At 61.6% G+C, this 23,861-nt stretch carries 23 protein-coding genes; 16 read left to right on the top strand and 7 right to left on the bottom strand.

Going from position 1 to position 23,861, the window contains the following annotated elements; translation table 11 throughout:
• Positions 1-22: 22 nt before the first annotated feature.
• Entirely contained in the window at positions 23-1,465 is a 1,443-nt protein-coding gene (pyk, locus tag BS626_RS08840) for a pyruvate kinase (protein WP_075182002.1), read from the bottom strand.
• A gap of 211 nt (positions 1,466-1,676) precedes the next feature.
• Positions 1,677-2,540 (bottom strand): MurR/RpiR family transcriptional regulator, encoded by an 864-nt coding sequence (locus BS626_RS08835; protein ID WP_075182001.1) that lies wholly within the window; start codon positions 2,538-2,540, stop codon positions 1,677-1,679.
• A 356-nt stretch (positions 2,541-2,896) separates the two neighbouring features.
• Between BS626_RS08835 and zwf the strand changes: the two genes are divergently transcribed.
• Together zwf and BS626_RS08825 are read left to right on the top strand one after the other, a co-directional pair.
• The gene (zwf, locus tag BS626_RS08830) at positions 2,897-4,372 is read left to right on the top strand and encodes a glucose-6-phosphate dehydrogenase (RefSeq protein WP_075182000.1); all 1,476 of its coding nucleotides are present in this window, start codon (positions 2,897-2,899) and stop codon (positions 4,370-4,372) included.
• 60 nt (positions 4,373-4,432) lie between these two features.
• Positions 4,433-5,071 carry a bifunctional 4-hydroxy-2-oxoglutarate aldolase/2-dehydro-3-deoxy-phosphogluconate aldolase gene (locus BS626_RS08825; protein WP_075181999.1) on the top strand — a complete coding sequence of 213 codons (639 nt, stop codon included), beginning with the start codon at positions 4,433-4,435 and terminating at the stop codon, positions 5,069-5,071.
• A gap of 12 nt (positions 5,072-5,083) precedes the next feature.
• Here the strand turns inward: BS626_RS08825 and purT are convergent, their stop codons facing one another.
• Positions 5,084-6,265: a formate-dependent phosphoribosylglycinamide formyltransferase gene (gene purT / locus BS626_RS08820; protein WP_075181998.1), complete on the bottom strand. Its 1,182-nt coding sequence runs from the start codon at positions 6,263-6,265 to the stop codon at positions 5,084-5,086.
• Positions 6,266-6,396: 131 nt separating this feature from the next.
• On the opposite strand from purT, the gene BS626_RS08815 reads away from it, so the two are divergent.
• The 3 genes from BS626_RS08815 (at position 6,397) to BS626_RS08805 (ending at position 9,657) form a co-directional block, all read left to right on the top strand.
• Positions 6,397-6,705: a YebG family protein gene (locus BS626_RS08815; RefSeq protein WP_075181997.1), complete on the top strand. Its 309-nt coding sequence runs from the start codon at positions 6,397-6,399 to the stop codon at positions 6,703-6,705.
• Positions 6,706-6,842: 137 nt separating this feature from the next.
• Positions 6,843-7,499 carry a tellurite resistance TerB family protein gene (locus BS626_RS08810; RefSeq protein WP_075181996.1) on the top strand — a complete coding sequence of 219 codons (657 nt, stop codon included), beginning with the start codon at positions 6,843-6,845 and terminating at the stop codon, positions 7,497-7,499.
• A gap of 97 nt (positions 7,500-7,596) precedes the next feature.
• A complete protein-coding gene (locus BS626_RS08805; RefSeq protein ID WP_075182104.1) occupies positions 7,597-9,657 on the top strand; it encodes a S9 family peptidase in 2,061 nt (686 codons plus the stop codon).
• 5 nt (positions 9,658-9,662) lie between these two features.
• Here BS626_RS08805 and exoX read toward each other — a convergent pair whose 3' ends face one another.
• The gene (exoX, locus tag BS626_RS08800; RefSeq protein ID WP_075181995.1) at positions 9,663-10,385 is read right to left on the bottom strand and encodes an exodeoxyribonuclease X; all 723 of its coding nucleotides are present in this window, start codon (positions 10,383-10,385) and stop codon (positions 9,663-9,665) included.
• Positions 10,386-10,389: 4 nt separating this feature from the next.
• On the bottom strand, positions 10,390-10,620 hold the full coding sequence (locus BS626_RS08795; protein WP_075181994.1) for a DNA polymerase III subunit theta: 231 nt from the start codon (positions 10,618-10,620) through the stop codon (positions 10,390-10,392).
• A 162-nt stretch (positions 10,621-10,782) separates the two neighbouring features.
• Here BS626_RS08795 and yobA point away from each other — a divergent pair, with 162 nt between their 5' ends.
• The 6 genes from yobA (at position 10,783) to BS626_RS08765 (ending at position 15,887) form a co-directional block, all read left to right on the top strand.
• Positions 10,783-11,154, top strand: a complete 372-nt coding sequence (gene yobA, locus BS626_RS08790; protein ID WP_075181993.1) for a CopC domain-containing protein YobA — start codon at positions 10,783-10,785, stop codon at positions 11,152-11,154.
• Position 11,155: 1 nt separating this feature from the next.
• Positions 11,156-12,028 carry a copper homeostasis membrane protein CopD gene (gene copD, locus BS626_RS08785; RefSeq protein ID WP_075181992.1) on the top strand — a complete coding sequence of 291 codons (873 nt, stop codon included), beginning with the start codon at positions 11,156-11,158 and terminating at the stop codon, positions 12,026-12,028.
• Positions 12,029-12,070: 42 nt separating this feature from the next.
• Entirely contained in the window at positions 12,071-12,409 is a 339-nt protein-coding gene (locus BS626_RS08780; RefSeq protein WP_075181991.1) for a YebY family protein, read from the top strand.
• Between the two features lie 764 nt (positions 12,410-13,173).
• Complete coding sequence (locus tag BS626_RS08775; RefSeq protein WP_075181990.1) at positions 13,174-13,398, top strand: hypothetical protein; 225 nt, start codon at positions 13,174-13,176, stop codon at positions 13,396-13,398.
• 922 nt (positions 13,399-14,320) lie between these two features.
• On the top strand, positions 14,321-15,361 hold the full coding sequence (locus BS626_RS08770) for a CAP-Gly protein (protein ID WP_075181989.1): 1,041 nt from the start codon (positions 14,321-14,323) through the stop codon (positions 15,359-15,361).
• A gap of 187 nt (positions 15,362-15,548) precedes the next feature.
• On the top strand, positions 15,549-15,887 hold the full coding sequence (locus tag BS626_RS08765) for a hypothetical protein (RefSeq protein ID WP_075181988.1): 339 nt from the start codon (positions 15,549-15,551) through the stop codon (positions 15,885-15,887).
• 28 nt (positions 15,888-15,915) lie between these two features.
• On the opposite strand, the gene BS626_RS08760 is transcribed toward BS626_RS08765, so the two are convergent.
• A complete protein-coding gene (locus BS626_RS08760; RefSeq protein WP_075181987.1) occupies positions 15,916-17,034 on the bottom strand; it encodes an AI-2E family transporter in 1,119 nt (372 codons plus the stop codon).
• A gap of 269 nt (positions 17,035-17,303) precedes the next feature.
• Here BS626_RS08760 and BS626_RS08755 point away from each other — a divergent pair, with 269 nt between their 5' ends.
• From BS626_RS08755 to BS626_RS08735, 5 genes are all read left to right on the top strand, one after another.
• On the top strand, positions 17,304-18,341 hold the full coding sequence (locus tag BS626_RS08755) for an isopenicillin N synthase family oxygenase (RefSeq protein ID WP_075181986.1): 1,038 nt from the start codon (positions 17,304-17,306) through the stop codon (positions 18,339-18,341).
• Positions 18,342-18,354: 13 nt separating this feature from the next.
• Positions 18,355-19,167 (top strand): MetQ/NlpA family ABC transporter substrate-binding protein, encoded by an 813-nt coding sequence (locus BS626_RS08750; RefSeq protein ID WP_371328490.1) that lies wholly within the window; start codon positions 18,355-18,357, stop codon positions 19,165-19,167.
• Positions 19,160-19,945 (top strand): methionine ABC transporter ATP-binding protein, encoded by a 786-nt coding sequence (locus tag BS626_RS08745; RefSeq protein ID WP_075181985.1) that lies wholly within the window; start codon positions 19,160-19,162, stop codon positions 19,943-19,945. The genes BS626_RS08750 and BS626_RS08745 overlap by 8 nt, the downstream gene beginning before the upstream one ends.
• A complete protein-coding gene (locus BS626_RS08740) occupies positions 19,933-20,601 on the top strand; it encodes a methionine ABC transporter permease (protein WP_075181984.1) in 669 nt (222 codons plus the stop codon). Before BS626_RS08745 ends, BS626_RS08740 begins: the two co-directional genes overlap by 13 nt.
• A 254-nt stretch (positions 20,602-20,855) precedes the next feature.
• Complete coding sequence (locus tag BS626_RS08735; RefSeq protein WP_075181983.1) at positions 20,856-22,229, top strand: MFS transporter; 1,374 nt, start codon at positions 20,856-20,858, stop codon at positions 22,227-22,229.
• 155 nt (positions 22,230-22,384) lie between these two features.
• Here the strand turns inward: BS626_RS08735 and rsmF are convergent, their stop codons facing one another.
• Positions 22,385-23,824 carry a 16S rRNA (cytosine(1407)-C(5))-methyltransferase RsmF gene (gene rsmF, locus BS626_RS08730; protein ID WP_256374842.1) on the bottom strand — a complete coding sequence of 480 codons (1,440 nt, stop codon included), beginning with the start codon at positions 23,822-23,824 and terminating at the stop codon, positions 22,385-22,387.
• Positions 23,825-23,861 lie beyond the last annotated feature (37 nt).

The following is a 23,861-nucleotide window of genomic DNA, read 5'->3' as shown; positions in this document are numbered from 1 at the left end:
AAGAAGTGGTGGAAGCGGGGGATTACTCGACGGTCAGCACCCGCGCGGTGTTGGTGGTGCCGGTGGTGCCCATCACGTCTCCCTGGGTCACGATCACCAGATCGCCGGAGACGAGGAAGCCTTTATCACGCAGCAGAGTCACGGCGTCATGGGCCGCGGCGACGCCATCGTTGGCGCTATCGAAACGCACCGGCGTAACGCCGCGGTACAGCGCGGTCAGATTGAGCGTGCGCTCATGGCGGGAGAGGGCAAAAATGGGCAGGCCGGAGGTAATCCGCGAGGTCATCAGCGCGGTGCGGCCGGATTCGGTCATGGTAATGATGGCGGTCACGCCCTGCAGATGGTTGGCGGCATACATCGCCGACATGGCAATGGCCTCTTCAACGTTATCAAACTGGACCTCAAGGCGGTGCTTAGAGACGTTGATGCTGGGGATTTTCTCGGCGCCCAGGCAGACTTTGGCCATTGCGCTGACCGTTTCAGCCGGATACTGACCGGCGGCGGTTTCGGCCGACAGCATCACCGCATCGGTACCGTCAAGCACGGCGTTGGCGACGTCCATCACCTCCGCGCGGGTCGGCATCGGATTGGTGATCATCGATTCCATCATCTGCGTAGCGGTGATAACCGTGCGATTGAGCTGGCGGGCGCGGCGGATCAGCGCCTTCTGAATCCCGACCAGCTCCGGATCGCCGATTTCCACCCCTAAATCGCCGCGGGCGACCATCACCACATCGGAGGCCAGAATGATGTCATCCATCGCCGCCTGGGAGCTGACTGCTTCAGCGCGCTCCACTTTTGAGACGATCTGCGCCTCACAGCCGGCTTCGCGCGCCAGGCGGCGGGCAGAGTGCAGATCCTCGCCGCAGCGCGGGAAGGAGACGGCCAGGTAGTCTACGCCGATCTTCGCGGCGGTTATAATGTCCTGCTTGTCTTTCGCGGTCAGCGCGTCGGCCGACAGGCCGCCGCCAAGCTTATTGATGCCTTTGTTGTTGGAGAGCGGGCCGCCTACGGTGACTTCGGTAAACACCTGCGCGCCCTGAACGTCCAGAACCTTCAGCTGTACCCGGCCGTCGTCCAGCAGCAGAATGTCTCCCGGCACCACATCTTCCGGCAGGCCTTTATAGTCGATGCCGACGCGCTCTTTATCGCCTTCGCCTTTGCCCAGATTGGCATCCAGCAGGAAGCGGTCGCCCTGATTAAGGAACACTTTACCTTCGCGGAAGGTGGACACGCGGATTTTCGGCCCCTGCAAATCGCCGAGGATGGCCACATGGCGACCCAGTTTGGCCGCAATGTCGCGCACTTTTTCTGCCCGCAGCTGGTGATCTTCCGCGGTGCCGTGGGAGAAATTAAGACGCACCACGTTGGCCCCGGCGGCGATGATTTTTTCGAGGTTATTATCGCGATCGGTGGCGGGACCGAGGGTGGTGACTATCTTGGTTCTTCTGAGACGTCTTGACATGTATGACTCCGTTGCTATTCGCGGTGTTGTCTGAGGCTGACACCCTCCTCATGATCCGGCAAGCCGTGCGAGGAGGGAAATCGGATCCGCAGCGGGCGCCGATCATCAGATTAAATGAAAACGGTAACTTGAGGCGATCCCTGTGCTCACCTCTGTTTACGTTATTTTTACTTGGCAATAACATAACCCGTTCGTTCGGTCAGTGTAAACGCTATCTCTCGGCCCGCGGCGGTGCTTTATCAAACCGCGAATCGCGCAGTGCGTCTTTGACCCGCTTCAGGTTATGGCGAAATGTCGCCCCGCGCTGCAGGGTAAAACCGGTGGCTAACACATCGATCAGCGTCAGCTGCGCCAGTCGCGACAGCATCGGCATATAGATATCGGTATCCTCCGGCACGTCGAGGGTCAGCGCCAGCTGCGCTTCCGCCGCCAGCGGGGAGGCGGGGGAAGTGATGGCCAGCACCGTGGATCCGTTTGCACGTGCCAGCCGCGCCAGTTCCACCATTGCCCGCGTGCGTCCGGTGTGCGAAATCAGTACCACGACATCGCCCTCGCCGCCGCTCATGCAGCTCATGCGCTGCATGACTACGTCATCGCTGTAAAACACCGGAACGTTAAATCGAAAAAACTTGTTCATGGCATCGTGCGCTACCGCCGCCGAGGCGCCGAGGCCGAAAAAGGCGATCTTCTTTGCGTTGCACAGCTGCGTTACCGCCTGCGCCACCGCCTGGGTGTCCAGCTGCTGACGTACGCGCGCCAGGCTCGCCTGCGCAGAGGCAAAAATTTTACTGCTGTAAGCGTCAACGCTGTCATCTTCTGCCACGTGCTGGCTCAGCCCCGGCGTACCCTGCGCAAGGCTCTGCGCCAGCAGCAGCTTGAAATCGGGAAAGCCGCGCGCGCCGAGATGATGGCAAAAGCGGTTCACGGTAGGTTCACTGACGCCGGCGCGGACCGCCAGGCGGGCGATACTGATGCGGATCGCCTCGCCGGGATCGCTGAGTACCGCGTGGGCGACTTTTTGTTCTGACTTACTTAACTGCGGCAGGTGGGACCGGATAGTGTCCAGCATATTCATAGGGAAGAGACCACGCATACATAGGATCAATAACAGTTAAAGGTGAAACCGATGGCCAGTTGAGAGACTATACTCCGCCACGGTGATGCGCTAACAACCCGCAACGCGGAAAAGCCCGCTTTTTTTTATCAGAACTTGACCCAGGTCAGATTTCCCGCGTTAGCCGACAGTGCGATACCTGCGCCGACGCGCGCGGCATCCCGTTTCGCGATCGCTGCTCCTGAGGAGCGATCCGGCATCGGGCAGGTTTACGCAGGTTATCCAAACAAGTACATTGTAGCGTAGCAAAATGACAATAAGGGCCTGTTCAGTATCACCTAATCTGAACGGACCATCCGGCAACGAGGAGAGTTAACATGGCGGTAACACAAACGGCCCAGGCGTGCGATCTGGTGATTTTCGGCGCGAAAGGAGACCTGGCGCGCCGGAAGCTGTTACCTTCGCTGTATCAGCTGGAAAAAGCGGGACAGACCCATCCCGATACGCGCATCATTGGCGTCGGGCGAGCGGACTGGGATAAAGCGGCCTACGTCAAGGTGGTGCGTGAAGCGCTGGAAACCTTCATGAAAGAGAAAATCGATGAGGCGCTGTGGGAAACGCTGAGCAACCGACTCGATTTTTGCAATCTGGACGTTAACGAAGCGGCTGGCTTTACCCGACTGGGTAAAATGCTCGATCAGAAAAAGCGCGTCACCATCAACTATTTTGCCATGCCGCCGAACACCTTTGGCGCCATCTGTAAAGGCCTGGGCCAGGCGAAGCTGAATGCGAAACCGGCGCGGGTAGTGATGGAGAAGCCGCTCGGTACCTCGCTGGAGACCTCGCAGGAGATCAACAACCAGGTCGGTGAATATTTCGAAGAGTGTCAGGTGTTCCGTATTGACCACTATCTCGGTAAAGAGACGGTGCTCAACCTGCTGGCACTGCGCTTTGCCAACTCGCTGTTCGCCAACAACTGGGATAACCGCACCATCGATCACGTGCAAATCACCGTAGCTGAAGAGGTCGGGATCGAGGGGCGCTGGGGCTATTTTGACAAAGCCGGCCAGATGCGCGACATGATTCAGAACCACCTGCTGCAGGTGCTGACCATGATTGCCATGTCGCCGCCGTCCGATCTCAGCGCTGACAGCATTCGCGATGAAAAAGTGCGCGTACTGCGCTCGCTGCGCCGTATCGATCACAGCAACGTGCGCGAGAAAACCGTGCGCGGTCAGTACACTGCCGGCTTTGTGCAGGGCAAAAAGGTGCCGGGCTATCTGGAAGAAGAGGATGCGAATAAAACCAGCCACACCGAGACCTTTGTGGCCATTCGCGTCGATATCGATAACTGGCGCTGGGCGGGCGTGCCCTTTTATCTGCGCACCGGCAAGCGTCTGCCGACCAAATGTTCGGAAGTGGTGGTGTACTTCAAAAACCCGGAGATGAACCTGTTCAAAGACTCCTGGCAGGAGCTGCCGCAGAACAAGCTGACCATTCGTCTGCAGCCGGATGAGGGCGTCGACATTCAGATCCTTAATAAAGTGCCGGGGCTGGATCACAAGCATAACCTGCAAACCACCAAGCTGGACCTGAGCTATTCAGAAACCTTCAACCACGAACATCTGGCCGACGCTTACGAGCGGCTGCTGCTGGAGAGCATGCGCGGAATCCAGGCGCTGTTTGTGCGGCGCGATGAAGTGGAAGCGGCGTGGACCTGGGTGGATTCCATCATTGAAGCCTGGGCCGCCGATAACGATGCGCCTAAGCCTTATCAGGCCGGGACCTGGGGCCCGGTGGCATCGGTGGCCATGATCACCCGCGACGGCCGTTCCTGGAACGAGTTTGAGTAACGCGCTAACAGCCCGCTTCGGCGGGCTTTTTATGGTCTGAATAATCTGGCGGGAGAGAGTATGGCAGAGAGGATGGGGCGGGCAGAGCAGATTCTGCGGACCGGGCCGGTGATACCGGTGATCGTCGTTCACGAGCTGGCGCAGGCGGTGCCGATGGCAAAGGCGCTGGTCGCCGGCGGCGTGCGCGTACTGGAGGTGACGCTGCGTACTCCCTGCGCACTGGCGGCGCTGCGGGCTATCGCACAGGAGGTGCCGGAAGCGATCGTTGGCGCCGGTACGGTACTGAATGCCGGGCAGCTGGCGGCGGTGGCGGAGGCGGGCGCGCAGTTTGCCATCAGCCCCGGACTGACGACGCCCCTGCTGCGCGCCGCCGCGGCGCATCCGCTGCCGCTGATCCCCGGTATCAGCACGGTATCTGAACTGATGACCGGACTGGATCACGGCCTGCAGATCTTCAAATTTTTCCCGGCGGAGGCCAGCGGCGGTATCCCGGCGCTGCGCGCCATTGCCGGCCCCTTTCCGCAGGTGCGCTTTTGTCCAACCGGCGGCATCACGCCGGCTAACTACCGCGATTACCTGGCGCTGGAGAGCGTGCTGTGCATCGGGGGTTCCTGGCTGGTGCCCGGCGACGCGCTGGCGCGCGGCGACTACGCGCGAATCACTGAGCTGGCGCGGCTGGCCGTGCAGGACGCCCGCTGAGGACGTCCGCGGTTATCCACCGCGAACGCTGACCCGGCCGGCGGCGTCCACCGCCCGCTGTACCGCGTCCGCGACGCAATCCGCGCTGGCCAATGCGACGCCCAGGCGGCGCGTGCCCTGACATGCCGGCTTGCCAAACAGCCGCAGCTGTACGCCCGCCGCCAGCGCCTGCTCCAGCTGGCCAAACTGCATATCGCTGCTGGTCAGGGTGGGCAGGATCACCGCCGATGCCGCCGGGCCATACTGACGGATTGCGCCAACCGGCAGACCGAGGAAGGCGCGCACGTGCAGGGCGAACTCAGAGAGGTCCTGCGAAATCAGCGTCACCATTCCGGTATCGTGCGGGCGCGGGGAGACCTCGCTGAAAATGACCTCATCCCCGCGTACAAACAGCTCCACCCCAAACAGCCCGTAGCCACCCAGCGCCTGCACGACGCTGGCGGCAATCCGCTGCGCGGCGAGCAGCGCCGCGTCGCTCATCGCCTGCGGCTGCCAGGATTCACGGTAATCGCCATCCTGCTGACGGTGGCCAATCGGCGCACAAAAATGTATGCCGTCGACCGCGCTGATCGTCAGCAGGGTTATCTCATCATCGAACGCGACGCTGCCTTCGACAATCACCCGTCCGGCTCCCGCACGCCCGCCCTGCTGGGCTTTTTCCCAGGCCGCTGCCAGCTGACCGGCGTTGTGCACCAGGCTCTGTCCTTTTCCCGAAGAGCTCATGACCGGCTTCACGAAACAGGGGAAACCCAGCGCTAATGCGGCGGCGATACACGCCGACTCACTGTCGGCGAAGCGGTATGATGAGGTGGGCAGCCGCAGCGTTTCGGCAGCGAGCCGGCGAATTCCCTCGCGGTTCATGGTCAGCTGCGCGGCGCGTGCGCAGGGCACCACCCGCTGGCCTTCCGCCTCCAGCGCCACCAGCGTGGCGGTGGCGATGGCTTCGATCTCCGGGACGATAAAATCGGGCCGTTCGGCAGCAATCAGCGCCCGCAGCGCGTCACCATCCAGCATAGAGATAACGTGGCTGCGGTGGGCCACGTGCATCGCCGGCGCATCGGCGTAGCGATCGACGGCAATCACTTCGATGCCCAGCCGCTGACACTCAATGGCGACCTCTTTTCCCAGTTCGCCTGCGCCCAGCAGCATCACTCGCGTGGCAGAGGGGCGCAGCGCTGTTCCTAATTGGATCATGTCATCACCTGCTTCAGTAAAAAACGTTGGCAGTATAAACGAAAACGTTTGCGTGGCGATATCCCCGGTTGCATCTGGCCAACCGGATTAGTTATACTGGATAAAAACACAGTAATGGAAAGGGCATACGCATGGCGGTGGAAATTGAATACGTGGTGGTCAGAAACGGTGAGAAAAAAATGACGTTCGCCAGCAAAAAAGAGGCCGAGGCCTGGGACAAAACGTTAGATATGGCTGAAGCTCTCAGCGACTGGCTGGGCGACAGCCCGCTGGCGTTGGACGACGCCCAGTGCGAATCACTGGGGCTGTACTTTGCCGAAAATAAAGAGGTACTGCAGCATATCCTGCGCGCCGGCAGGCTGCCGTCACCGGCGGCGGACGCCGCCGCTGCCAGCGACAAACCGACAAAAGGCGCGCTGCAGGCGGTGGATGCGGCCTGAGTGGGCGAGCTTTGCCACTCTTTGCACGGCATGACGTAACTTGACACTGCAACCTCTAGCTTTAAAGCGTGCCGTGGTGACAGCCTGCTGCGTCCTGCGGCGGACCATCCTGTTGACGCAGCGCAGAGGAGAGTGCAATGAATCAGTGGTTACAGCAATTACAGGGGCTGCTGGGTAACGGCGGCAAGCGCAGCACCGCAGGGGGAGAGGGGCTGAGCAAGATGCTGGCACCCGGCGCACTGGGCGGGCTTGCCGGCCTGCTGATTGCCAATAAGTCCTCCCGTAAGCTGCTGAGCAAGTATGGAAAAAATGCGCTGATTGTCGGCGGTGGGGCCGTAGCCGGTACGGTGCTGTGGAACAAGTATAAGCAGCGCATCAGTGAAACTCACCGCGATGAGCCGCAGTTTGGTCAGCGCGAGACCCCGGTCGATCATCGCGCCGAGCGGCTGCTCACCGCGCTGGTGTTTGCCGCCAAAAGCGACGGCCACATTGACGCCCGGGAGCGCCAGGCCATTGATGATAACCTGCGCCAGATCGGGCTGGGCGACGACGGTGAGCGGCTGGTGCGTCAGGCGATGGATCGGCCGCTCGATCCCGACTGGCTGGCGCGCGGCGTCAGCAACGAGGAGGAGGCGCTCGAGCTCTGGTTCCTCAGCTGCGCGGCTATCGATGTTGACCACTTTATGGAACGCAGCTACCTCAACGCGCTGGGCGATGCGCTGAAGATCCCCGCGGACGTGCGCCGCGACATTGAGCGCGACCTCCGCCAGCAGCGTGCAACGGTCGGCGAATAACCGGCGGCCAGTGCGGAGCGATTGTTCCGCGCTGGCGTTCATCCCCGTTTTTTGCCACTCTGTCTCCCTCAGCCTGTAACGATGGATACGGACAATGATCTCTCCCCCCGCCGCGGCTAAACGCCCGGTCGTGTTAGAAAAACACGGTGATAAACGCACGGATAACTATTTCTGGATGCGCGATGATGCGCGAAATAACCCGGAGGCCATTGCCTGGCTGGAGGCGGAAAATCGCTATGCCGATGCGGTACTGGCCGGCCAGCAGCCGCTCAAACAGACGCTGCTGGATGAGCTGATTTCGCGGATCCCTCAGCAGGACAGTTCGGTGCCGGTGGTCCGACGCGGCTGGCGCTATCAGTCACGCTACGCCGAGGGGCAGGAGTATCCCTGCTACTTCCGCCAGCCGGCGGAGGCGGCGGAGGCGGGCGAATGGCAGCTGCTGCTTGACGGCAACGCGCGCGCGGCCGGTGCCGCCTACTACGGGCTCGGCAGCCTGACGGTAAGTCCGGATAACCAACTGATGGCGGTGGCAGAAGATAGGCTATCCCGGCGGATCTACAGCATCCGTATCCGCTGCCTGGTCAGCGGCGAATGGCGTGACGATTGCCTGGAGAACGTCTCGCCGGACGTCGCCTGGAGCGCCGACAGCCAGACGCTGTGGTATGTGGTCAAAGATGAGCAGACCCTGCTGCCGTGGCAGGTATGGCGCCACCGCATCGGTACGCCGCAGTCGGCGGACGTGCGGGTCTATGAAGAGCAGGACGATACGTTTTACGTCGGCTTGTATACCACCACCTCCGAGCGCTACGTCGGCATTGCGCTGAACAGCAGCACCACCAGTGAAGTGCGCCTGCTGGATAGCGAGGCGCCGGAAGCGGCGCCCATTTGCTTCCTGCCGCGGCAGACCGACCGGGAATACGATCTCGATCACTACGACGGACGCTTCTGGCTGCGTGACAATCGCGACGGTAAAAACTTTGGCCTTTATACTCAGTCCACCCCCGGCGACGGCGACCGGCAGTGCGTGATTGCCCCGCACGACGAGCGGGTGCTGGAAGCGTTTCAACTGTTCCGCGACTGGCTGGTGGTGGAGGAGCGCAGCCGGGGGCTGACGGAATTGCGTCAGATCCATCACCGCAGCGGCGAGGCCCGCACCCTGCCCATGGATGATGCGGCGTGGACCGCCTGGCTTGGACACAATCCGCATCCGGACACCGCGCTGCTGCGCTACGGCTACGCTTCCATGACCACGCCGGACACGGTGTATGAACTGAATCTGGACAGCGGCGAGCGGCGGGTATTGAAGCAGCGCGCCGTGGCCGGTTTTGATCGCAACAACTACGTCAGCGAACGGCTGTGGATCCCAATGCGCGACGGCGTCGAAGTACCGGTGTCGCTGGTGTGGCGACGCGATCGCTATCAGCCGGGAAGCAATCCGCTGCTGATGTACGGTTACGGCGCGTACGGCATGAGCATGGATCCCGGCTTCAGTGCCAGCCGCCTGAGCCTGCTGGATCGCGGCTTTGTCTGGGCGCTGACCCACCTGCGCGGCGGCGGTGAGATGGGGCAGGCCTGGTACGATGACGGGCGACTGATGCACAAAATGAACACCTTCACCGATTTTATCGATTTAACTGAAGCGCTGCTGGCGCGCGGCTATGGCGATCCGGCCAATACCTTCGCCGAAGGGCGCAGCGCCGGCGGTCTGCTGATGGGCGCCGTGCTGAACATGCGTCCGGATCTGTGGCGCGGGGTGCTGGCCGGAGTACCCTTCGTCGACGTATTAACCACCATGCAGGATCCGTCGATCCCGCTGACTACCGGCGAGTATGATGAATGGGGCAATCCGGAGGATCCGGACGCCTATCACTATATCGCGCAATACAGCCCCTATGATAACGTGCGTCCCCGGCACTATCCGCCAATGCTGGTCACCACCGGCCTGCACGATTCGCAGGTCCAGTACTGGGAGCCGGCAAAGTGGGTGGCCCGACTGCGGGAAATAAAGACGGACCGCAATGTGCTGCTGCTGCGCACCGACATGGAGGTTGGTCACGGTGGCAAATCGGGGCGCTTTGCCGGGCAGGAAGAGATTGCTGAGGAGTACGCCTTTTTGATTGGGCTGGCCGACGGCAGTCTCAGCCCGCTGGCGCCCTGAGAACGTCAGGCGGGGCGATCGTCGCGCTGCTGCAGCGCGGCGGTCACCGCCTGCTTCAGTGCCGGACTGAGGTCAGCGATGTTGCGCAGCATCCACAGCAGATAACGCGGATCGCGTCGCGCCACCGCGCTGACCGTCTCACCGCGGTATTTGCCAAACGGCAGTCGCGCCTCGTCGTCAGCATTTGGACGGGCGCCGGCGCCGGCCGTCATCCGGGGACGGTCGCTACGCTGCATGCGGCGCAGCATCTCGTCGCGATCCCAGCCGGAGTCGGCCATGATCCGCAGTAACAGCCCCGCGGTGACGTAGCAGTCATACAGTGCGCGGTGTGCGTGCAGGTGCGCGGGCGGCGTCACGTCCAGCCGCAGGCTTTCGCGCAGGGCGCTGTTGCTGTATTTGCGCCCCGGCCACAGCTGGCGGGCCAGCGTCAGGGTGCAAATCCAGCTGCCGTGCATCTCCGGCAGTACCCGCCGGTCAAAGCTGGCGTTATGCGCCACGTATACCGGACTGCCATGATAGCGTGAAATCACTGCCTCAATTGTCGGCTTATCGGCGACCATCGCCTCGGTAATGCGGTGCACCGCCATCGCCTGACGGGCAATCGGGCGATCCGGTCGCACCAGGTCGCTCATCGGATTGACTATCTGACCGTCGACCACGTCCACCGAGGCCACTTCCACAATTCCGCCCTGCAGGCCGCAGGTTTCTGTATCGATCACGCGCAGCATCGGATCACTTCATCTTTGGCTCGTAAGGCAGGCGCGACAGCCCCAGCGCGGTCTGCCGGTGCTGCATCAATCGCTGGCGAAACCAGTCGCGGAGCGCTTCCGGCTGCTCACGCTCGACCATCTCGGCAATCACCGGCATGTTGTAGCGCTCTTTAAACGCCACGCCCGCCGCCGCTAAATCAACGTTAACTTTATCTTTCTCTTCTTTAGGCAAGCTCGCCAGGTTATGACTCATCGACGTCTCCTCACGCTGAAGGGGAAAAATAAAGCACCCGCCGCCAGAGTGCAAGGGCAGGGCACGGATAACCACGCACTGCGCCTCGACAGCGGCGGGGGACACAGCGTATTCTGGCGGCATTCGCGCGGCCGACGGCTGCCGTCACCCGAGGAGAGAAGCATGTTTGGATCGTTCCCCCGCCTGCGCGGCGCGCTGCTGCTGCTGGCGATGTCTGGCTCCGGGCAGGTACTGGCGCACGCGCACCTGAAAGATCAGTACCCGGCGGCCAACGCCAGCGTGCCGGCTTCGCCCCAGGCGCTGACCCTGACCTTTTCCGAAGAGATTGAGCCGGCCTTCAGCGGCGTCACCGTAAGCCGCAGCGACGATCGTCCGGTGGCCACCGGGAAAGCGCAGCGCGATGCGGCCATGCGCAATCAGCTGATTGTGCCGCTCAGTCAGCCGCTGCCCGCCGGCGATTATCGGGTTGAGTGGCACGTGCTGTCCGTCGACGGTCATAAAACGCAAGGTGACTACCGCTTCAGCGTGAAGTGATATGACGCTGGCGCTGCTGTACATTCTGCTGCGCTGGCTCCACTTTGCCGCGCTGATGCTGCTGGCCGGTGCCACCGGCTACGCGGTGCTGCTGGCGCCGCGCCGCTACCGTCCGTGGCTGGCGGCGCGCTGCCGTCGCCACTGGCAGGCCGGCACGCTGCTGACGCTGTTCTCGGCGCTGGCCATACTGGCGGTACAAACCGGGCTGATGGGCGACGGCGCGTCGGATATGTCGCGTCCGGCGGTCTGGCTGGCGGTGCTGGGTACCGCATTCGGCCAGGCGTGGCTGTGGCAGCTGGTACTGGCCAGCGCCGCCGCGGTGGCGCTGTGCCTTCGCGGTGAGCAGCGCCAGCGGCTGCTGCTGCTGCTGGCTATCGGGCAGCTGGCCGGGCTGGCGTGGGTGGGCCATGCGGCGATGCATGACGGCGTGCTCGGGGCGGTGCAGCGCCTGAACCAGACGCTGCACCTGCTCAGTGCCGCCTTCTGGGGCGGCGGGCTGCTGGTGCTGCCGGTGGTGCTGGCCGATGCGCGGCGCATCACCACCCGCGCCGACGCTATCCGCAGCCTAATCGGCTGGTCGCGCATCGGCCACCTGGCGGTGGCGGCGGTGATCCTCAGCGGAGCGGTGAATGCCGTACTGATCCGCGGCTGGCCGTGGTCCACCGTGGGGCCGTGGACGCAGCTGCTGCTGGTCAAAGCGACGCTGGTGGCGCTGATGGTGCTGCTGGCGCTGGTCAATCGCTACTGGCTGGTGCCGCGCTTTACCCGCCCCGGCGCCGCGCGGCAGTTTATGCGTCTGACCGGCATTGAGGCCGGTCTGGCGCTGGTGGTCACCGGGCTGGTAAGCGGGTTCGCTACCCTGCAACCGATGTAAGAAGAATCTGTAGAGTCTGTAGAGAGAGAGGAGAGGTAAATAATGAAGAAGTGGGCATGGCTGCTGCTGGTCGGTGGGGTTACACAAACCGCGCTGGCGGCGGCACCCGTCACCGTCAGCCGTCACGACATCGGCAAAGAGAAGTGGGCGTTTAACCGCGAGGAGGTCATGCTCTCCTGCGGCAAAGGCGGCGCGCTGTTTGCCATCAACCCGAGCACGCTGATGCAGTATCCGCTTAACGACATCGCCACCCGACAGATGCAGAGCAAACAGGTTAATGCCCGTCCCATCGACGTCATCTGGCTGGACGATCCGCGGCAGCCGGGCAAAAAAATGAGCCTGGCACCGTTTGTTGCGCGCGCCAGCGCACTGTGCGACTGACGCCCTCCCTACGGCAGCGCGGCGGGCAGTTTTTGCCACTCGCTTCACAGAGTGCCCGCGCGCCGGGTGGCAGATGCTGGATATTTTGTCGGGCTGAACTACGTTTAAAGAGCAAGGCAACATGCCTGCATCAATGCCAACTTTTAGCGCACGGCTCTCTCGCAGAGCCCTTTCCCTGGACCGAAGACAGGAGTCGTCTTCGGTCTTTTTTTATTTGTATTAAAGAACAAGAAGTTAATACAGAATGTCCGAATCGACATCATCACCCGCGTCGACCGGGGCTGCGATGCCAGAGACATCCCGAAGGATGAGCCTCTGACCGGCAATATCTTCACCTCGCGCAATGAACGCAATAATCTGACGCTCTGCCCCGGATTAAGCGGCCGGCCGGTCAAATGATGGGCTGTTTGCGCTCAGCTGAGCGTCATGAAAAAGTCATCGTCGCCTTCATCGAAAAACACAGGTTTCGCTGACTGGGGACATCTCCGCTTTTTACCGCGCGTTGGCGAGGCAGGGCTGTCAACGATCGGCGCCGTTGCTTTGGGGGCATACTGGCAATGTCCCTCTCTGACACAGCATCCGCCCAGGGCGGATCCCCCAATCCCACACTTCCCGTACAGTGATTGACAACGCGGCACGTCCGGCAGATCAAAGGCAACATCACCGGATACATCGATAGAGTACCGCGCGCCGCTCCCTTTGTATTTTGGTGCTAAACGGGCGATGATAGCGCCTTCACGTATGAACAAATCTGAGGGGCTGCGATGCGTAATATAGCCACGCTTTTTATGGTGATTGGCCTGGCCGGACTGCTGGTGGCCGGTGGGTTGAATCTGTACGCGGCATGTTTCGCCGCCAACCGTGATGCGGCGCCGCTGTTTAGCACGCTGTGGTGGACGCGCTGGTTTCCGCTGTACCTCTCCGGGCTGTCGCTGCTGGGCATTGGCCTGGTGTGGCGGGTCAGCGGCCGCCGTTTGAGAGAGTCATAGCCTCTTCCCCGCCGTCAACATTAGGCTATATGGAATCTGCCCGCTTCGCGATTGTATGATTGAAGGCAGAGAGACGATACGGCACTCGCGGGAGATGCTGTTGGGTGTTAAGCCGGGGGCGGACGACGGGATACCGCAGGCGATCGCTGCGCTGGATCCGACGGCCGGCGGCCAACGGCCGCGGCTGATGAATTCTGCTGATAGCGGGGAACCTATTTTTTAAGCCAGCCTGCGCGGCGCACGGCTAAACGGCACTGAATACGATAACCACCCTGCGCGCAGCGCTGGCCAGCCGCGGTGGACTACCGACGGCGGTGAGTGACCGCTGTCGACGGCTCGCCGGGTGAGATGCCATCATCAGAGGGGCGATCATCTGCTGGCGCACGGCGAAGCGGCCGGCACCGCGGTCTGGCAGGCCGGCTGATGGCCGGATGCGGCGGCCAGGCGCCCAAAGCGGTACTGATCCGCTGGCTGCGCACTCTGCCGTCACGCCTGACCCGCTGAGCCTGCTCTGAAACGTCACCGGCGCGCGTCCGCCGGGCCGGCCTTTCTCACACCGGCGTCTGCGCTGGCAGCAGTGATGCGATGGCAAGACAGCCTCACCGCGCAGTATGGCGACCTCATATGATACGTCTGACGCCGCTAAAGTCGGCCGCGGTGGGTGCGTCAGAGGCGGAGTGCTAACATAATGATTTCCTGTCAAGCGGCGCACCCGGGCAAATTTATTTTGTCGCCGTGAGCGCACAGCGTCTGTTTTTATCCAACTGATTTACAAAATAATTTTTTGTAACGTTTAATATTTTTTACATATAAATCACGGTGATCATTCCGATCGAAAAGTGTCGCCGGAGATCCTGACTATAATTTCGTTGGCGATTTAAGCCGAGTAGAAATAAACAGGTAATCCTGAAGGAGTGATGATATGGAATTACAAAAAGAATTAACGTTAACCCGCCGCGTCTCCTGGGGCAGCATCATCGCCGGTATTTTTACCGTCATGGCGATTTCACTGCTGTTATCCACGCTGGGGACCAGTCTGGGCATGGCGATGCTGTCGCCCAAGTCGGATGACATGGTTAACGGCGCAGACACGGCGGTGATCGTCTGGACGCTGGTGGCGCTGCTGGTGTCACTGGCCTGCGGTGGCTTTATTACCGGGCGACTGGCCGGCGTCGACGGCGCCATTCACGGTTTCCTGGTCTGGGCCACCTCGCTGATTGCGGCGGCGGTGCTCGGTTTTGCGGCGCTGGGCGGCGTGCTGAACGTGGCCGGTAGCGCGGTGAGTTCGGTGGCGTCGGCCACCGGCAGCGTGGTAAGCGGCGTCGGTTCCGCCGCCGGTCAGGGGGCGAAGGGCGCGTTTAACCTCGGTGAAAAGGTGTTTGGTCAGCTGGGAATTGATACCCATCTGCAGGACGAAAATCTCGATCAGCAGGTGGCTGAGGCATTGAGGAAAAGCAACATTGACACCCTGCAGCCGGACTACCTGCGCGGACAGCTGGAGGGGGCCGGTAAAGAGACTGCCACCGCTATCAAAGATCTGGCGGTAAATCCGGAAAACAGCGATGCGATCATCGATGGGCTGGTCGCGAAGCTGAAAGCCCGCAGTGAGGCCATTGGTCAGGGCGTGGACAAGGCGCAGCTGAAACAGGCGCTGGCGCAGAATACCAGCCTGACGCCGGAAGAGGCCGACAAGGCGGTGGAGAACATCATCGCCGCGCGGGACAAAACGGCGCAGGTGGTGACCCAGCGTCTGAACGAACTGCAGGCTAACATTGAGCAGGCGAAACAGCGCTATGCGCAGCTGAAGCAGGAAGCGAAAGAGAAGGCTGATGCCGCGGCAAAAGCGGTCGCGAAAATTTCGCTGTGGTCATTCTTTGGCCTGCTGCTGGGCGCGATAGTGACCTCCCTCAGCGGACTCTGGGGCGTCAATACGCATCCGGAAGTGAAACGTCTGCGCGCGTAAGCAGTATAAGCAGTAAACGCCGTACTGGCCCGTCGCTTTGCGACGGGCTTTTTTTTACCCGCCGGACCGCCGCGCGCACGGCGGATGGTGTTCAGTCGGGACGCATTGTGGCAGAATTCCCGCCCTTATCTGTCGGCCGGGCGCGGCCTGGCCGACGTTAGCGGATGTGATGTGAGGACAGGGTGAGATGGTTTTACCGAAGTTGAAATGGGTGCTGCCAGCGGTGGCCGCGGCGGCGTTGCTGATAGCGTGGCTAACGCCGCACTACAGCGAAGAGGATAAGCGCTGGTATGTTTCGGTGTTTTGCGCGGTGCCCCACGCCGACGAGCGTCGCCTGATAACGGCGATGGAAAACGTGGTTGAGGGAGGCAACTCCGACTATGCGCTGCAAAAAATTCACTTTAACGCCGGACTGGCAAAGCACATTGTTGGCGTCTGGCAGGGGTTAACCCCGGCGCAGAAACAGCAGGTAGAGCAGAATACCGACAGCTGTAAGCAGCTGATTAACGCACAGATACAGCCCTGAAAAAAGGGCGCTTACGCGCCCGACAGAGTCAGTCATGTTGCTGATCGGGATGCTGCAACCCCTCGGCAATAAAGGCCTGGTCAATTTCATCGGTATTGCCGGCGTGATCGCGACCGGAGAGCAGATTCCAGCTGGCAATAAACAGTGCGGCAATCAGCGGGCCAATCACAAAACCGTTGATGCCGTAAATTTCCATCCCGCCAAGGGTCGAGATCAGAATCAGGTAATCTGGCATCTTGGTATCTTTCCCCACCAGCAGCGGGCGCAGGATGTTATCAATCAGGCCAATTACCACCACAAAGAAGAAGGCCAGAATCATCCCCTTCACCAGCGCGCCGGAAAACAGGAAATAGAGCACTACCGGTAGCCAGATCAGCGCCGATCCCACCGCTGGGATCAGTGACAGAAACGCCATCAGCGATCCCCAGAGAATGCTGCCCTGAATGCCGGCAAACCAGAACGCCAGCCCGCCCAGCGCCCCCTGAACCACCGCCACGACCACCGTGCCTTTTACCGTGGCGCGGGAAACGGCGGCAAACTTCACAAACAGATGATGCTTAACGTAATCCGACAGCGGAATGGCGTCCAGCGCCAGGCTGACCAGCCACGCGCCATCCTTTAGCAGGAAAAACAGCAGATACAACATCACGCCAAAGCCTATCAGGAAGCTGAAGGTGCTTTTACCGATAAACATGATGCTGCCGGCAAAAAACTGCCCGCCCTTCATGGCCGCCTCAGACAGTTTCTGCTGAATGTCGCCGGCGTTATCGAGGTTATTTTCCGACAGCAGGTGACGCGCCCACTCTGGCAGATGATTGACCACGCTGGTCATCACGCTGGCCAGCTCCGTCTGATTGGTTTGCAGACGGTGATATAACGCATTGAACTCTACCGCCAGCGACGAGGCAATGATAGCCAGTGGGATAAAGACAATCAGGCAAATGATGCCCAGCGTAATCAGTGAGGCAAGCCCGTTTCGATCGCCAATGCCGCGGCGAATACGGGTTTTAAGCGGATGGAAAATGATCGCCAGGATTGCCCCCCACATAATGGCCGAAAAATAGGGGCCTAAGATGTGGAGAAAGGCGAGGGTGGTGATCGCGAGAATAACAATAAAAAAACCTTTACTGATGCCTTTAACGTTCATTGAGCTTCTCTGTGACGTATCCAATTTTACCGCGCTAAACGTAGTACAGGGCCTGCCGTTCGGCAACTATGCTGCCGGGCCGCCACTCCGCTGTCTACGCCTTATCCGGATTCTATCCGTACTTAGCAGAATATCTTGCTGGAGGGTCGCGGCAGCGACTGGCAGATTATCGCCTTATCGGGGCAGAAGCGGCAGAGAAATGTGTCGCCGCGAAGAAATGAACCGTGATTGTCTATCCCAGAGTTCGCATTCACCAGGAGTCAAGCACAATGAGCGTGACAACGTCACTTAATTTGCCGGTGTTATCCTTTTCGCAGCTGACCACGGAACACCCGCAGCGCGATCGGTGGCTGGCGCGCCTCAGTGAGGCCGCGCGTGAGACCGGTTTCTTCTATCTTACCGATCACGGTATCGACCCGGCACTGCTGGCCGATGTCCAGCGGGTCTCCCGCGCCTTCTTTGCGCTGCCGCTGGCGGATAAGCTGGCGATCCGCATGGCCCATTCGCCGCACTTTCGCGGCTACAACGTCGCCGGAGCGGAGCTGACACGCAGTCAGCCGGATCAGCGTGAACAGTTTGACCTCGGCGCCGAGCGCGATCCTTTGCCGCTGACGCCCGAAAGCCCGGCGTGGCAGCGTTTGCAGGGACCCAACCAGTGGCCGGCCGCACTGCCGGAGCTGCGGGCGGTGCTCAGCCGCTGGCAGCAGGCGATGACCGGGATGGCGCTGGCGCTGCTGCGCGCGTTTGCCGATGCGCTGCACCTGCCGCATCACGCCTTTGATACGCTCTACGGCCGCCTGCCCAATGAGCACGTGAAACTGATTCGCTACCCTGGACAGTCGGCAGCGGCGTCGCGTCAGGGCGTCGGGGCGCACAAAGATTCCGGCTTCCTCACTTTTTTGCTGCAGGACGCACAGCCGGGACTGCAGGTGGAGGTGACGCCGGATCGCTGGGTCGACGCGACGCCGCTGCCGGGCGCTTTTGTGGTCAATATTGGCGAGCTGCTGGAGCTGGCAACCAACGGTTATCTGCGCGCCACCGTGCACCGCGTCGTCTCGCCACCGGCCGGCAGCGAGCGGCTGTCGGTGGCCTTCTTCCTCGGGGCCGAACTGGGAGCGGTGGTACCGGTTTATCCGCTGCCGGCGTCGCTGGCGCAACTGGCACAAGGTCCGGCCAGCGATCCGCTGAATCCGCTGCTGCGCGACGTGGGCTGGAACTACCTGAAAGGGCGATTGCGTTCTCATCCGGACGTCGCCGCACGTTTTTACGCTGATCAACTCAGCGCCCTGTCGCCACGGCCACAATAAAGAGAACGGGAAAATGATGATGACAAAACGCACGGTAACGCTATCCTTGGCCGGTCTGGCCCTGTTCATTGCGCAAAGCCTGTACGCCGCGCCGCTGCGCGTGGCAGCGGACCCGCTGCCCCATGCGGAAATCCTCGCCTTTGTGAAACAGCGCGACCCGTCGCTGGATTTGCAGGTCGTAGAGCTGACCAGCGGCGTGAACGCCAACGAGCTGCTGGCGGCGGGCGATGTTGACGCCAATTATTTTCAACACCTGCCCTATCTGAAAGATCAGGAGCAGGCGCTGGGGAAACGTTTTGAGGTCGTGGCCAGCGTGCACATTGAGCCACTGGGGATCTATTCACACCGCGTGAAGCGCCTCGCGGCGCTGCCACAGGGGGCGACCATTGCGGTACCGAATAACGTGACCAACCTGAGCCGTGCGCTTTGGCTGCTGCAGGATAACGGGGTCATTCGCCTTGGTGCCAGCGGCGCGCCGGGCAGCACGCTGGTCACGCCGGCCGATATTCGCGATAACCCAAAACAGGTCAAGATTGTCGAAATTGAATCACCGCAGATTCCGCGCTCACTGGATGACGTTGACGCCGCGGTGATTAACGGTAACTACGCGCTGGAAGCGGGATTAGTGCCGGCAAAAGACGCGCTGGGGCTGGAGTCCGCGAGCCATAATCCGTATGCCAACCTGCTGGTGACGACACCACAGAAGGCGAAAGATCCGCGTATCCTGAGGCTGGCGAAGGATCTCACCTCGCCGGAAGTCGCGGACTTTATCCGCCAGCACTACAGCGGATCGGTGATTCCGGTCGCGGATCGCCCCCATGATTGAGATTGAAAACCTGACGCGTCGCTACGGTGATGGACCGGCGGCGCTGGAGTCGGTGACGCTCAGCATCCCCCGCGGCGCAATGTTTGGCATCCTCGGACGCAGCGGTGCCGGAAAAAGCACGCTCTTGCGCTGTCTGAATCTGCTGGAGCGCCCCTCATCGGGCCGCATTCGGGTAGAGGGTCAAGACCTTACTCAGCTGACGCCGCCCCAGCTGCGGCAACAGCGTCAGCAAATGGGCATGATTTTTCAGCACGTCAATCTGCTGCACTCGCGGAACGTGGCGGATAACGTTGCGCTTCCGCTGGCGATAGCCGGCGTACCGCGCGCCGCGCGCCGCGCGAGAGTGGCGGATCTGCTGGCGCTGGTGGGATTAAGCGATCGGTCGCAGGCCTGGCCCTCGCAGCTTTCCGGCGGTCAGCAGCAGCGAGTAGGTATCGCGCGCGCGCTGGCAGTCGCGCCGCGCTACCTGCTGTGCGACGAGGCCACCAGCGCGCTCGATCCCGAGAGTACCGGGGCTATCCTGGATTTGCTGGCGACCGTCCGGCGTGAGCTGCAGCTGACGGTGGTGTTAATTACCCATGAAATGGCGGTGGTGAAACGGATTTGCGACGGTGCCGCGCTGCTGGAGCAGGGAAGGCTGGTTGAGAGCGGCACGCTGGACAGTATCATGGCGCGCAAAGCGGGGCGCCTGCGGCAGATGCTGCTGCAGGATGGGGAAACAGATCGGGCTTTTGTCGCCCGATATGCGGCGGGAGGATCCACGCGATGCGTAGCCTGAGCGGAGAACGTTTTCAGCAGCTGATGCTCACCGCGACCGCGGAGACGCTGTATATGGTGGCAATGGCGGGCCTGTTCACACTGGCGCTTGGATTACCGGTGGGCGTCCTGCTGTTTCTTACCCGTCGGGATGGACTGTGGCCGCAGCGCGTGCTGCACGCGCCGCTGAATTTGCTGGTCAATGCCGGGCGCGCACTGCCGTTTGTTATTCTGCTGATTGCGCTGATCCCCGTGACGCGTCTCTTGGTGGGTACTACGCTGGGCAGTACGGCGGCGATTGTGCCGATCACCCTCGGAGCGCTGCCGTTTTTTGCCCGCCTGGTCGAGAACGCGCTGGATGAGGTAGACCGCGGCCGCATAGAGGCGGTGATCGCCATGGGCGGGCACGGTGGCCATCTGGTGACCCGGGTGCTGCTGCCGGAGGCGCTGCCGTCGCTGCTGGCGGGTGTAACCCTGACGGTGGTGATGCTGATCGGTTTTTCAGCGATGGCCGGCGTGATCGGCGGCGGCGGACTGGGGGACCTGGCGATCCGCTATGGCTATCAGCGGTTTAACGATCAGATCATGGTGGCCACGGTGGCAGTACTGCTGCTATTGGTGGCGCTGGTGCAGCGGCTGGGTGATGCCCTGGTACGCCGGCTGGCGCACCGCCGCTGAGCGAACGGATGATCCCTATCGCCGGCGCCGGCGTGCCGCAGGACGGGGCGGCTGCGCACGGCAGGTCAAATCAGACCAGTACCACTTCGCCTACGCTTTAGCCAGCGTCCGGCCTCAGCACCGCGCATCGGGCGCGGTCCGGTTGGACAGGCAATGGCGCGGCCGGCCGTGAGCGGCGGTTGGGCTGAACGCGATCTTGCCCGGAGGAAACGGGTGTCCTCGCGGCGAACATGACAGGCTAACAGGAGTGGCGTATGTCTTTTTTCAGGGAGCCGGCGGCGACGGCAAGGTTGCCCGCGGCGCAGATCGACAAGGTTTATCCACGGCGGCGCTATCGCGTATTTGTCAGTATTTTTATTGGTTACATGGGGTATTATTTCGTCAGAAATACCACCAGCGTTCTGTCCGGTATTCTGCACCTGTCCGCGACGGACATTGGGATTATCTCCTGCGCCAGCTTTCTGGCATACGGAGTCTCAAAATTTGTCTCTGGTCTGCTGTCTGACCGCAGTAATGCCCGCTTTTTTCTGTCTGCCGGGCTGTTTCTGTCCGGGCTGGTGAATGTGTTAATCGGCTGGCTACCCGGTATTCTGACCTCTGTAACGCTGTTCACCACGATGTATTTACTGAACGGCTGGATTCAGGGGATGGGCTATCCGCCGGGTGCAAAAACGCTGGTCTACTGGTATGACGCCCGGGAGCGCATCACCTGGGGGACGCTGTGGAATTTATCCCACAACGTGGGGGGCGCACTGGCGCCGCTGATCATTGGCTTCAGCTTCGGGTGGGTGGGCGACAGCGCGCTGGAAAAAGCGCAGGCCGCATTTATCGTGCCCGGCGTGCTCTGCATGGCGATGAGCGTATTGGTCGGCGTGCTTCAGCTCGACCGGCCGGTATCGGTGGGGTTACCCCCGGTGGAGGAGTGGCGGGGATCCGCGCCACCGCCCGATCCCGTCGTGCCGCCCCCGATGGCCGACATTCTGAAAACCACCCTCTTCGGTAATCGAAAACTCCTCTGCTGCTGTCTGTATGGCGCTTTTGTTTACATTCTTCGCTACGGCATTGTGGCCTGGGCGCCGCGCTTCCTTAGCGATGCGGCGGAGTCAGGCGGTAAAGGCATGGGCAAACTGGCATCGATGGGCGGATTTTCCGTGTTTGAAATCGGCGGCATTGCCGGCATGCTGCTGGCGGGATACCTGTCTGTGAGGGTTTTTCGCAACTCCAAGCCGTTAACCAACGTAGCGTTTCTGCTGTTCACCATTCTGTTACTGGCGATTTACTGGTGGATGCCCGCCGGTCAGGCGTGGCTGTACTGGAATTATGCCGTGCTGGTGCTGCTGGGCCTGTCGGTCTATGGCCCGGTGATGTTTATCGGCCTCTACGCGATGGAGCTGGTGCCGAAAGCGGCGGCGGGTGCGGCATCCGGGTTATCCGGGACCTTTTCTTATATTCTCGGCTCGATCATGGCCACGCTGGGGATGGGGGTGGTGGTCGACCATCTGGGCTGGGGGGCGGCGTTTGTGCTGCTGATCGGCGCGGCGCTGGGAGCGATAGGCTTCAGCCTGCTGAGTCGGGATCGCTCGCTGGAGTTTTCTGAGCCGCCCCCAAAGGGGGGGCCCACGCGTTAGCCGATGATAATAAAGTGCGCAGCCGGGCAATCACTTCCGGCAACAGGACACATTATCGTCATGATAATCACACACAGACGGCTGCTGTTCACATCACGCTTCCGCCTCCCCGGCTTCAGGAGGATAGCGTGAGGCAGGCGCGCAGGGTTTCTCGCCTAGCGAAACAACCGTCCGTCGCGCACCAGTTCACGCGGCAGGCTGTTTTTCAGGCGGGAGTTCACTTTTTTCGCCAGTCCGAGCACCTGGCCCTGCCAGGTGAGCAACACTTCATCACGCGGCGGCGCGGCCTGCGGATAGATATCCTGGCCGCGGTACCAGCTTTCTGCTTCATCCGTCGTCAGCGCCAGGCTATTGTCCGCCGTTGCCTGCGCCAGCGCAATCACCGCCTCGTGCTGCCAGCGCAGCCCCTTATTGTGCTTCTCCGCCAGCCGCAAACCGATGCGGGCAAAGCGCACGTGGCCCAGCAGCGGGGTGATGGCCGCCGGAAACAGCCACAGCTCGCTGTCACGCTGCCATAGCGTGTGTGCCGCATCCCAGTGCAGACCCACCTGCTGCGCGGCCTGCGCGATGGCGGCACTGTCGCGCGCCGGTAGCGGAGTAAACGGCAGCTTGCCCAGCCGATACCCCGGCGCCGGCAGCGGCGGCAGCGCGGCGGTTTTGCGCAACGCGGCCACGAAGAACCCTTCGCTGTCGAAGCGCTGGGGAAACACGTGCAGATAGCCTTCCGGCGTGGCCACCTGCTGCGCACCCGGGAACAGGCCGTTCAGAGGCAGAACCGCAACCGCCTGCGGCCAGCGCGCCTGCAGCCAGGCCAGCACCTGCTGATTCTCCAGCGTGTTCAGGGTACAGGTGGAGTAGACCAGCGTCCCACCCGGCTTCAGCGCGTGAAAGGCGCTCTCCAGCAGATCGCGCTGAGTGGCGGCGATCCCGGCGGTGCTTGCCAGCGACCAGTTGCGTAGCGCCTCGGGGTCTTTACGGATCACGCCTTCACCGGAGCAGGGTGCATCCAGCAAGATGGCATCAAACGTCGCCGGCAGCGCAGCGCCAAATACCCGACCATCAAAGTGGGTTAGCGCGGTATTGCTGACGCCGCAGCGGCTGAGGTTAGCGTGCAGCACTTTTACCCGGCTGGCGGCGTACTCGTTGGCCACAATGACGCCCTGATTGGCCATCAGCGCCGCTATTTGCGTGGTTTTTGAGCCCGGCGCCGCGGCCATGTCCATCACCCGCTCGGGCGCATCGGCGTGGGCAAACAGCGCGCGGACCGGCAGCATTGAGCTGGCTTCCTGAATATAGAACAGGCCGCTGAGGTGTTCGGCGACGCTGCCGAGCATCACCGCCTGCTCTTCATCCTCGCGCGCGATCCAGAAGCCGCTGTCGCACCACGGGATGGGCGTCAGCTGCCAGCCGTATGGTGCCACCTGCACCAAGAAATCGGCCACGCTGATTTTTAGCGTGTTGACGCGCAGGCTTTTACGCAACGGACGCTGGCTGATGGCCAGAAACTGCTGGAAATCTGCCTCGTCGGGCAGCGCGTCGCGCATCAGCGCAAGAAAATCGGCGGGATAAGACACAGATGGGGTACCAGAGCGAATAAACAGGTCGCGCAGTGTAGCACAGCGCGACCTGGTG

The sequence above is a fragment of the Pantoea sp. 1.19 genome (genome assembly GCF_001922585.1).
Lineage (GTDB): Bacteria > Pseudomonadota > Gammaproteobacteria > Enterobacterales > Enterobacteriaceae > 1-19.
This window is presented reverse-complemented; position numbering and strand designations above follow the sequence as displayed.

What these genes read in the sequence shown, in the direction of transcription:
- pyk (WP_075182002.1), bottom strand. Translation starts at nt 1,465, where the DNA reads ATGTCAAGACGTCTCAGAAGAACCAAGATAGTCACCACCCTCGGTCCC.
- BS626_RS08835 (WP_075182001.1), bottom strand. Translation starts at nt 2,540, where the DNA reads ATGAATATGCTGGACACTATCCGGTCCCACCTGCCGCAGTTAAGTAAG.
- zwf (WP_075182000.1), top strand. Translation starts at nt 2,897, where the DNA reads ATGGCGGTAACACAAACGGCCCAGGCGTGCGATCTGGTGATTTTCGGC.
- BS626_RS08825 (WP_075181999.1), top strand. Translation starts at nt 4,433, where the DNA reads ATGGCAGAGAGGATGGGGCGGGCAGAGCAGATTCTGCGGACCGGGCCG.
- purT (WP_075181998.1), bottom strand. Translation starts at nt 6,265, where the DNA reads ATGATCCAATTAGGAACAGCGCTGCGCCCCTCTGCCACGCGAGTGATG.
- BS626_RS08815 (WP_075181997.1), top strand. Translation starts at nt 6,397, where the DNA reads ATGGCGGTGGAAATTGAATACGTGGTGGTCAGAAACGGTGAGAAAAAA.
- BS626_RS08810 (WP_075181996.1), top strand. Translation starts at nt 6,843, where the DNA reads ATGAATCAGTGGTTACAGCAATTACAGGGGCTGCTGGGTAACGGCGGC.
- exoX (WP_075181995.1), bottom strand. Translation starts at nt 10,385, where the DNA reads ATGCTGCGCGTGATCGATACAGAAACCTGCGGCCTGCAGGGCGGAATT.
- BS626_RS08795 (WP_075181994.1), bottom strand. Translation starts at nt 10,620, where the DNA reads ATGAGTCATAACCTGGCGAGCTTGCCTAAAGAAGAGAAAGATAAAGTT.
- yobA (WP_075181993.1), top strand. Translation starts at nt 10,783, where the DNA reads ATGTTTGGATCGTTCCCCCGCCTGCGCGGCGCGCTGCTGCTGCTGGCG.
- copD (WP_075181992.1), top strand. Translation starts at nt 11,156, where the DNA reads ATGACGCTGGCGCTGCTGTACATTCTGCTGCGCTGGCTCCACTTTGCC.
- BS626_RS08780 (WP_075181991.1), top strand. Translation starts at nt 12,071, where the DNA reads ATGAAGAAGTGGGCATGGCTGCTGCTGGTCGGTGGGGTTACACAAACC.
- BS626_RS08775 (WP_075181990.1), top strand. Translation starts at nt 13,174, where the DNA reads ATGCGTAATATAGCCACGCTTTTTATGGTGATTGGCCTGGCCGGACTG.
- BS626_RS08770 (WP_075181989.1), top strand. Translation starts at nt 14,321, where the DNA reads ATGGAATTACAAAAAGAATTAACGTTAACCCGCCGCGTCTCCTGGGGC.
- BS626_RS08765 (WP_075181988.1), top strand. Translation starts at nt 15,549, where the DNA reads ATGGTTTTACCGAAGTTGAAATGGGTGCTGCCAGCGGTGGCCGCGGCG.
- BS626_RS08760 (WP_075181987.1), bottom strand. Translation starts at nt 17,034, where the DNA reads ATGAACGTTAAAGGCATCAGTAAAGGTTTTTTTATTGTTATTCTCGCG.
- BS626_RS08755 (WP_075181986.1), top strand. Translation starts at nt 17,304, where the DNA reads ATGAGCGTGACAACGTCACTTAATTTGCCGGTGTTATCCTTTTCGCAG.
- BS626_RS08750 (WP_371328490.1), top strand. Translation starts at nt 18,355, where the DNA reads ATGATGATGACAAAACGCACGGTAACGCTATCCTTGGCCGGTCTGGCC.
- BS626_RS08745 (WP_075181985.1), top strand. Translation starts at nt 19,160, where the DNA reads ATGATTGAGATTGAAAACCTGACGCGTCGCTACGGTGATGGACCGGCG.
- BS626_RS08740 (WP_075181984.1), top strand. Translation starts at nt 19,933, where the DNA reads ATGCGTAGCCTGAGCGGAGAACGTTTTCAGCAGCTGATGCTCACCGCG.
- BS626_RS08735 (WP_075181983.1), top strand. Translation starts at nt 20,856, where the DNA reads ATGTCTTTTTTCAGGGAGCCGGCGGCGACGGCAAGGTTGCCCGCGGCG.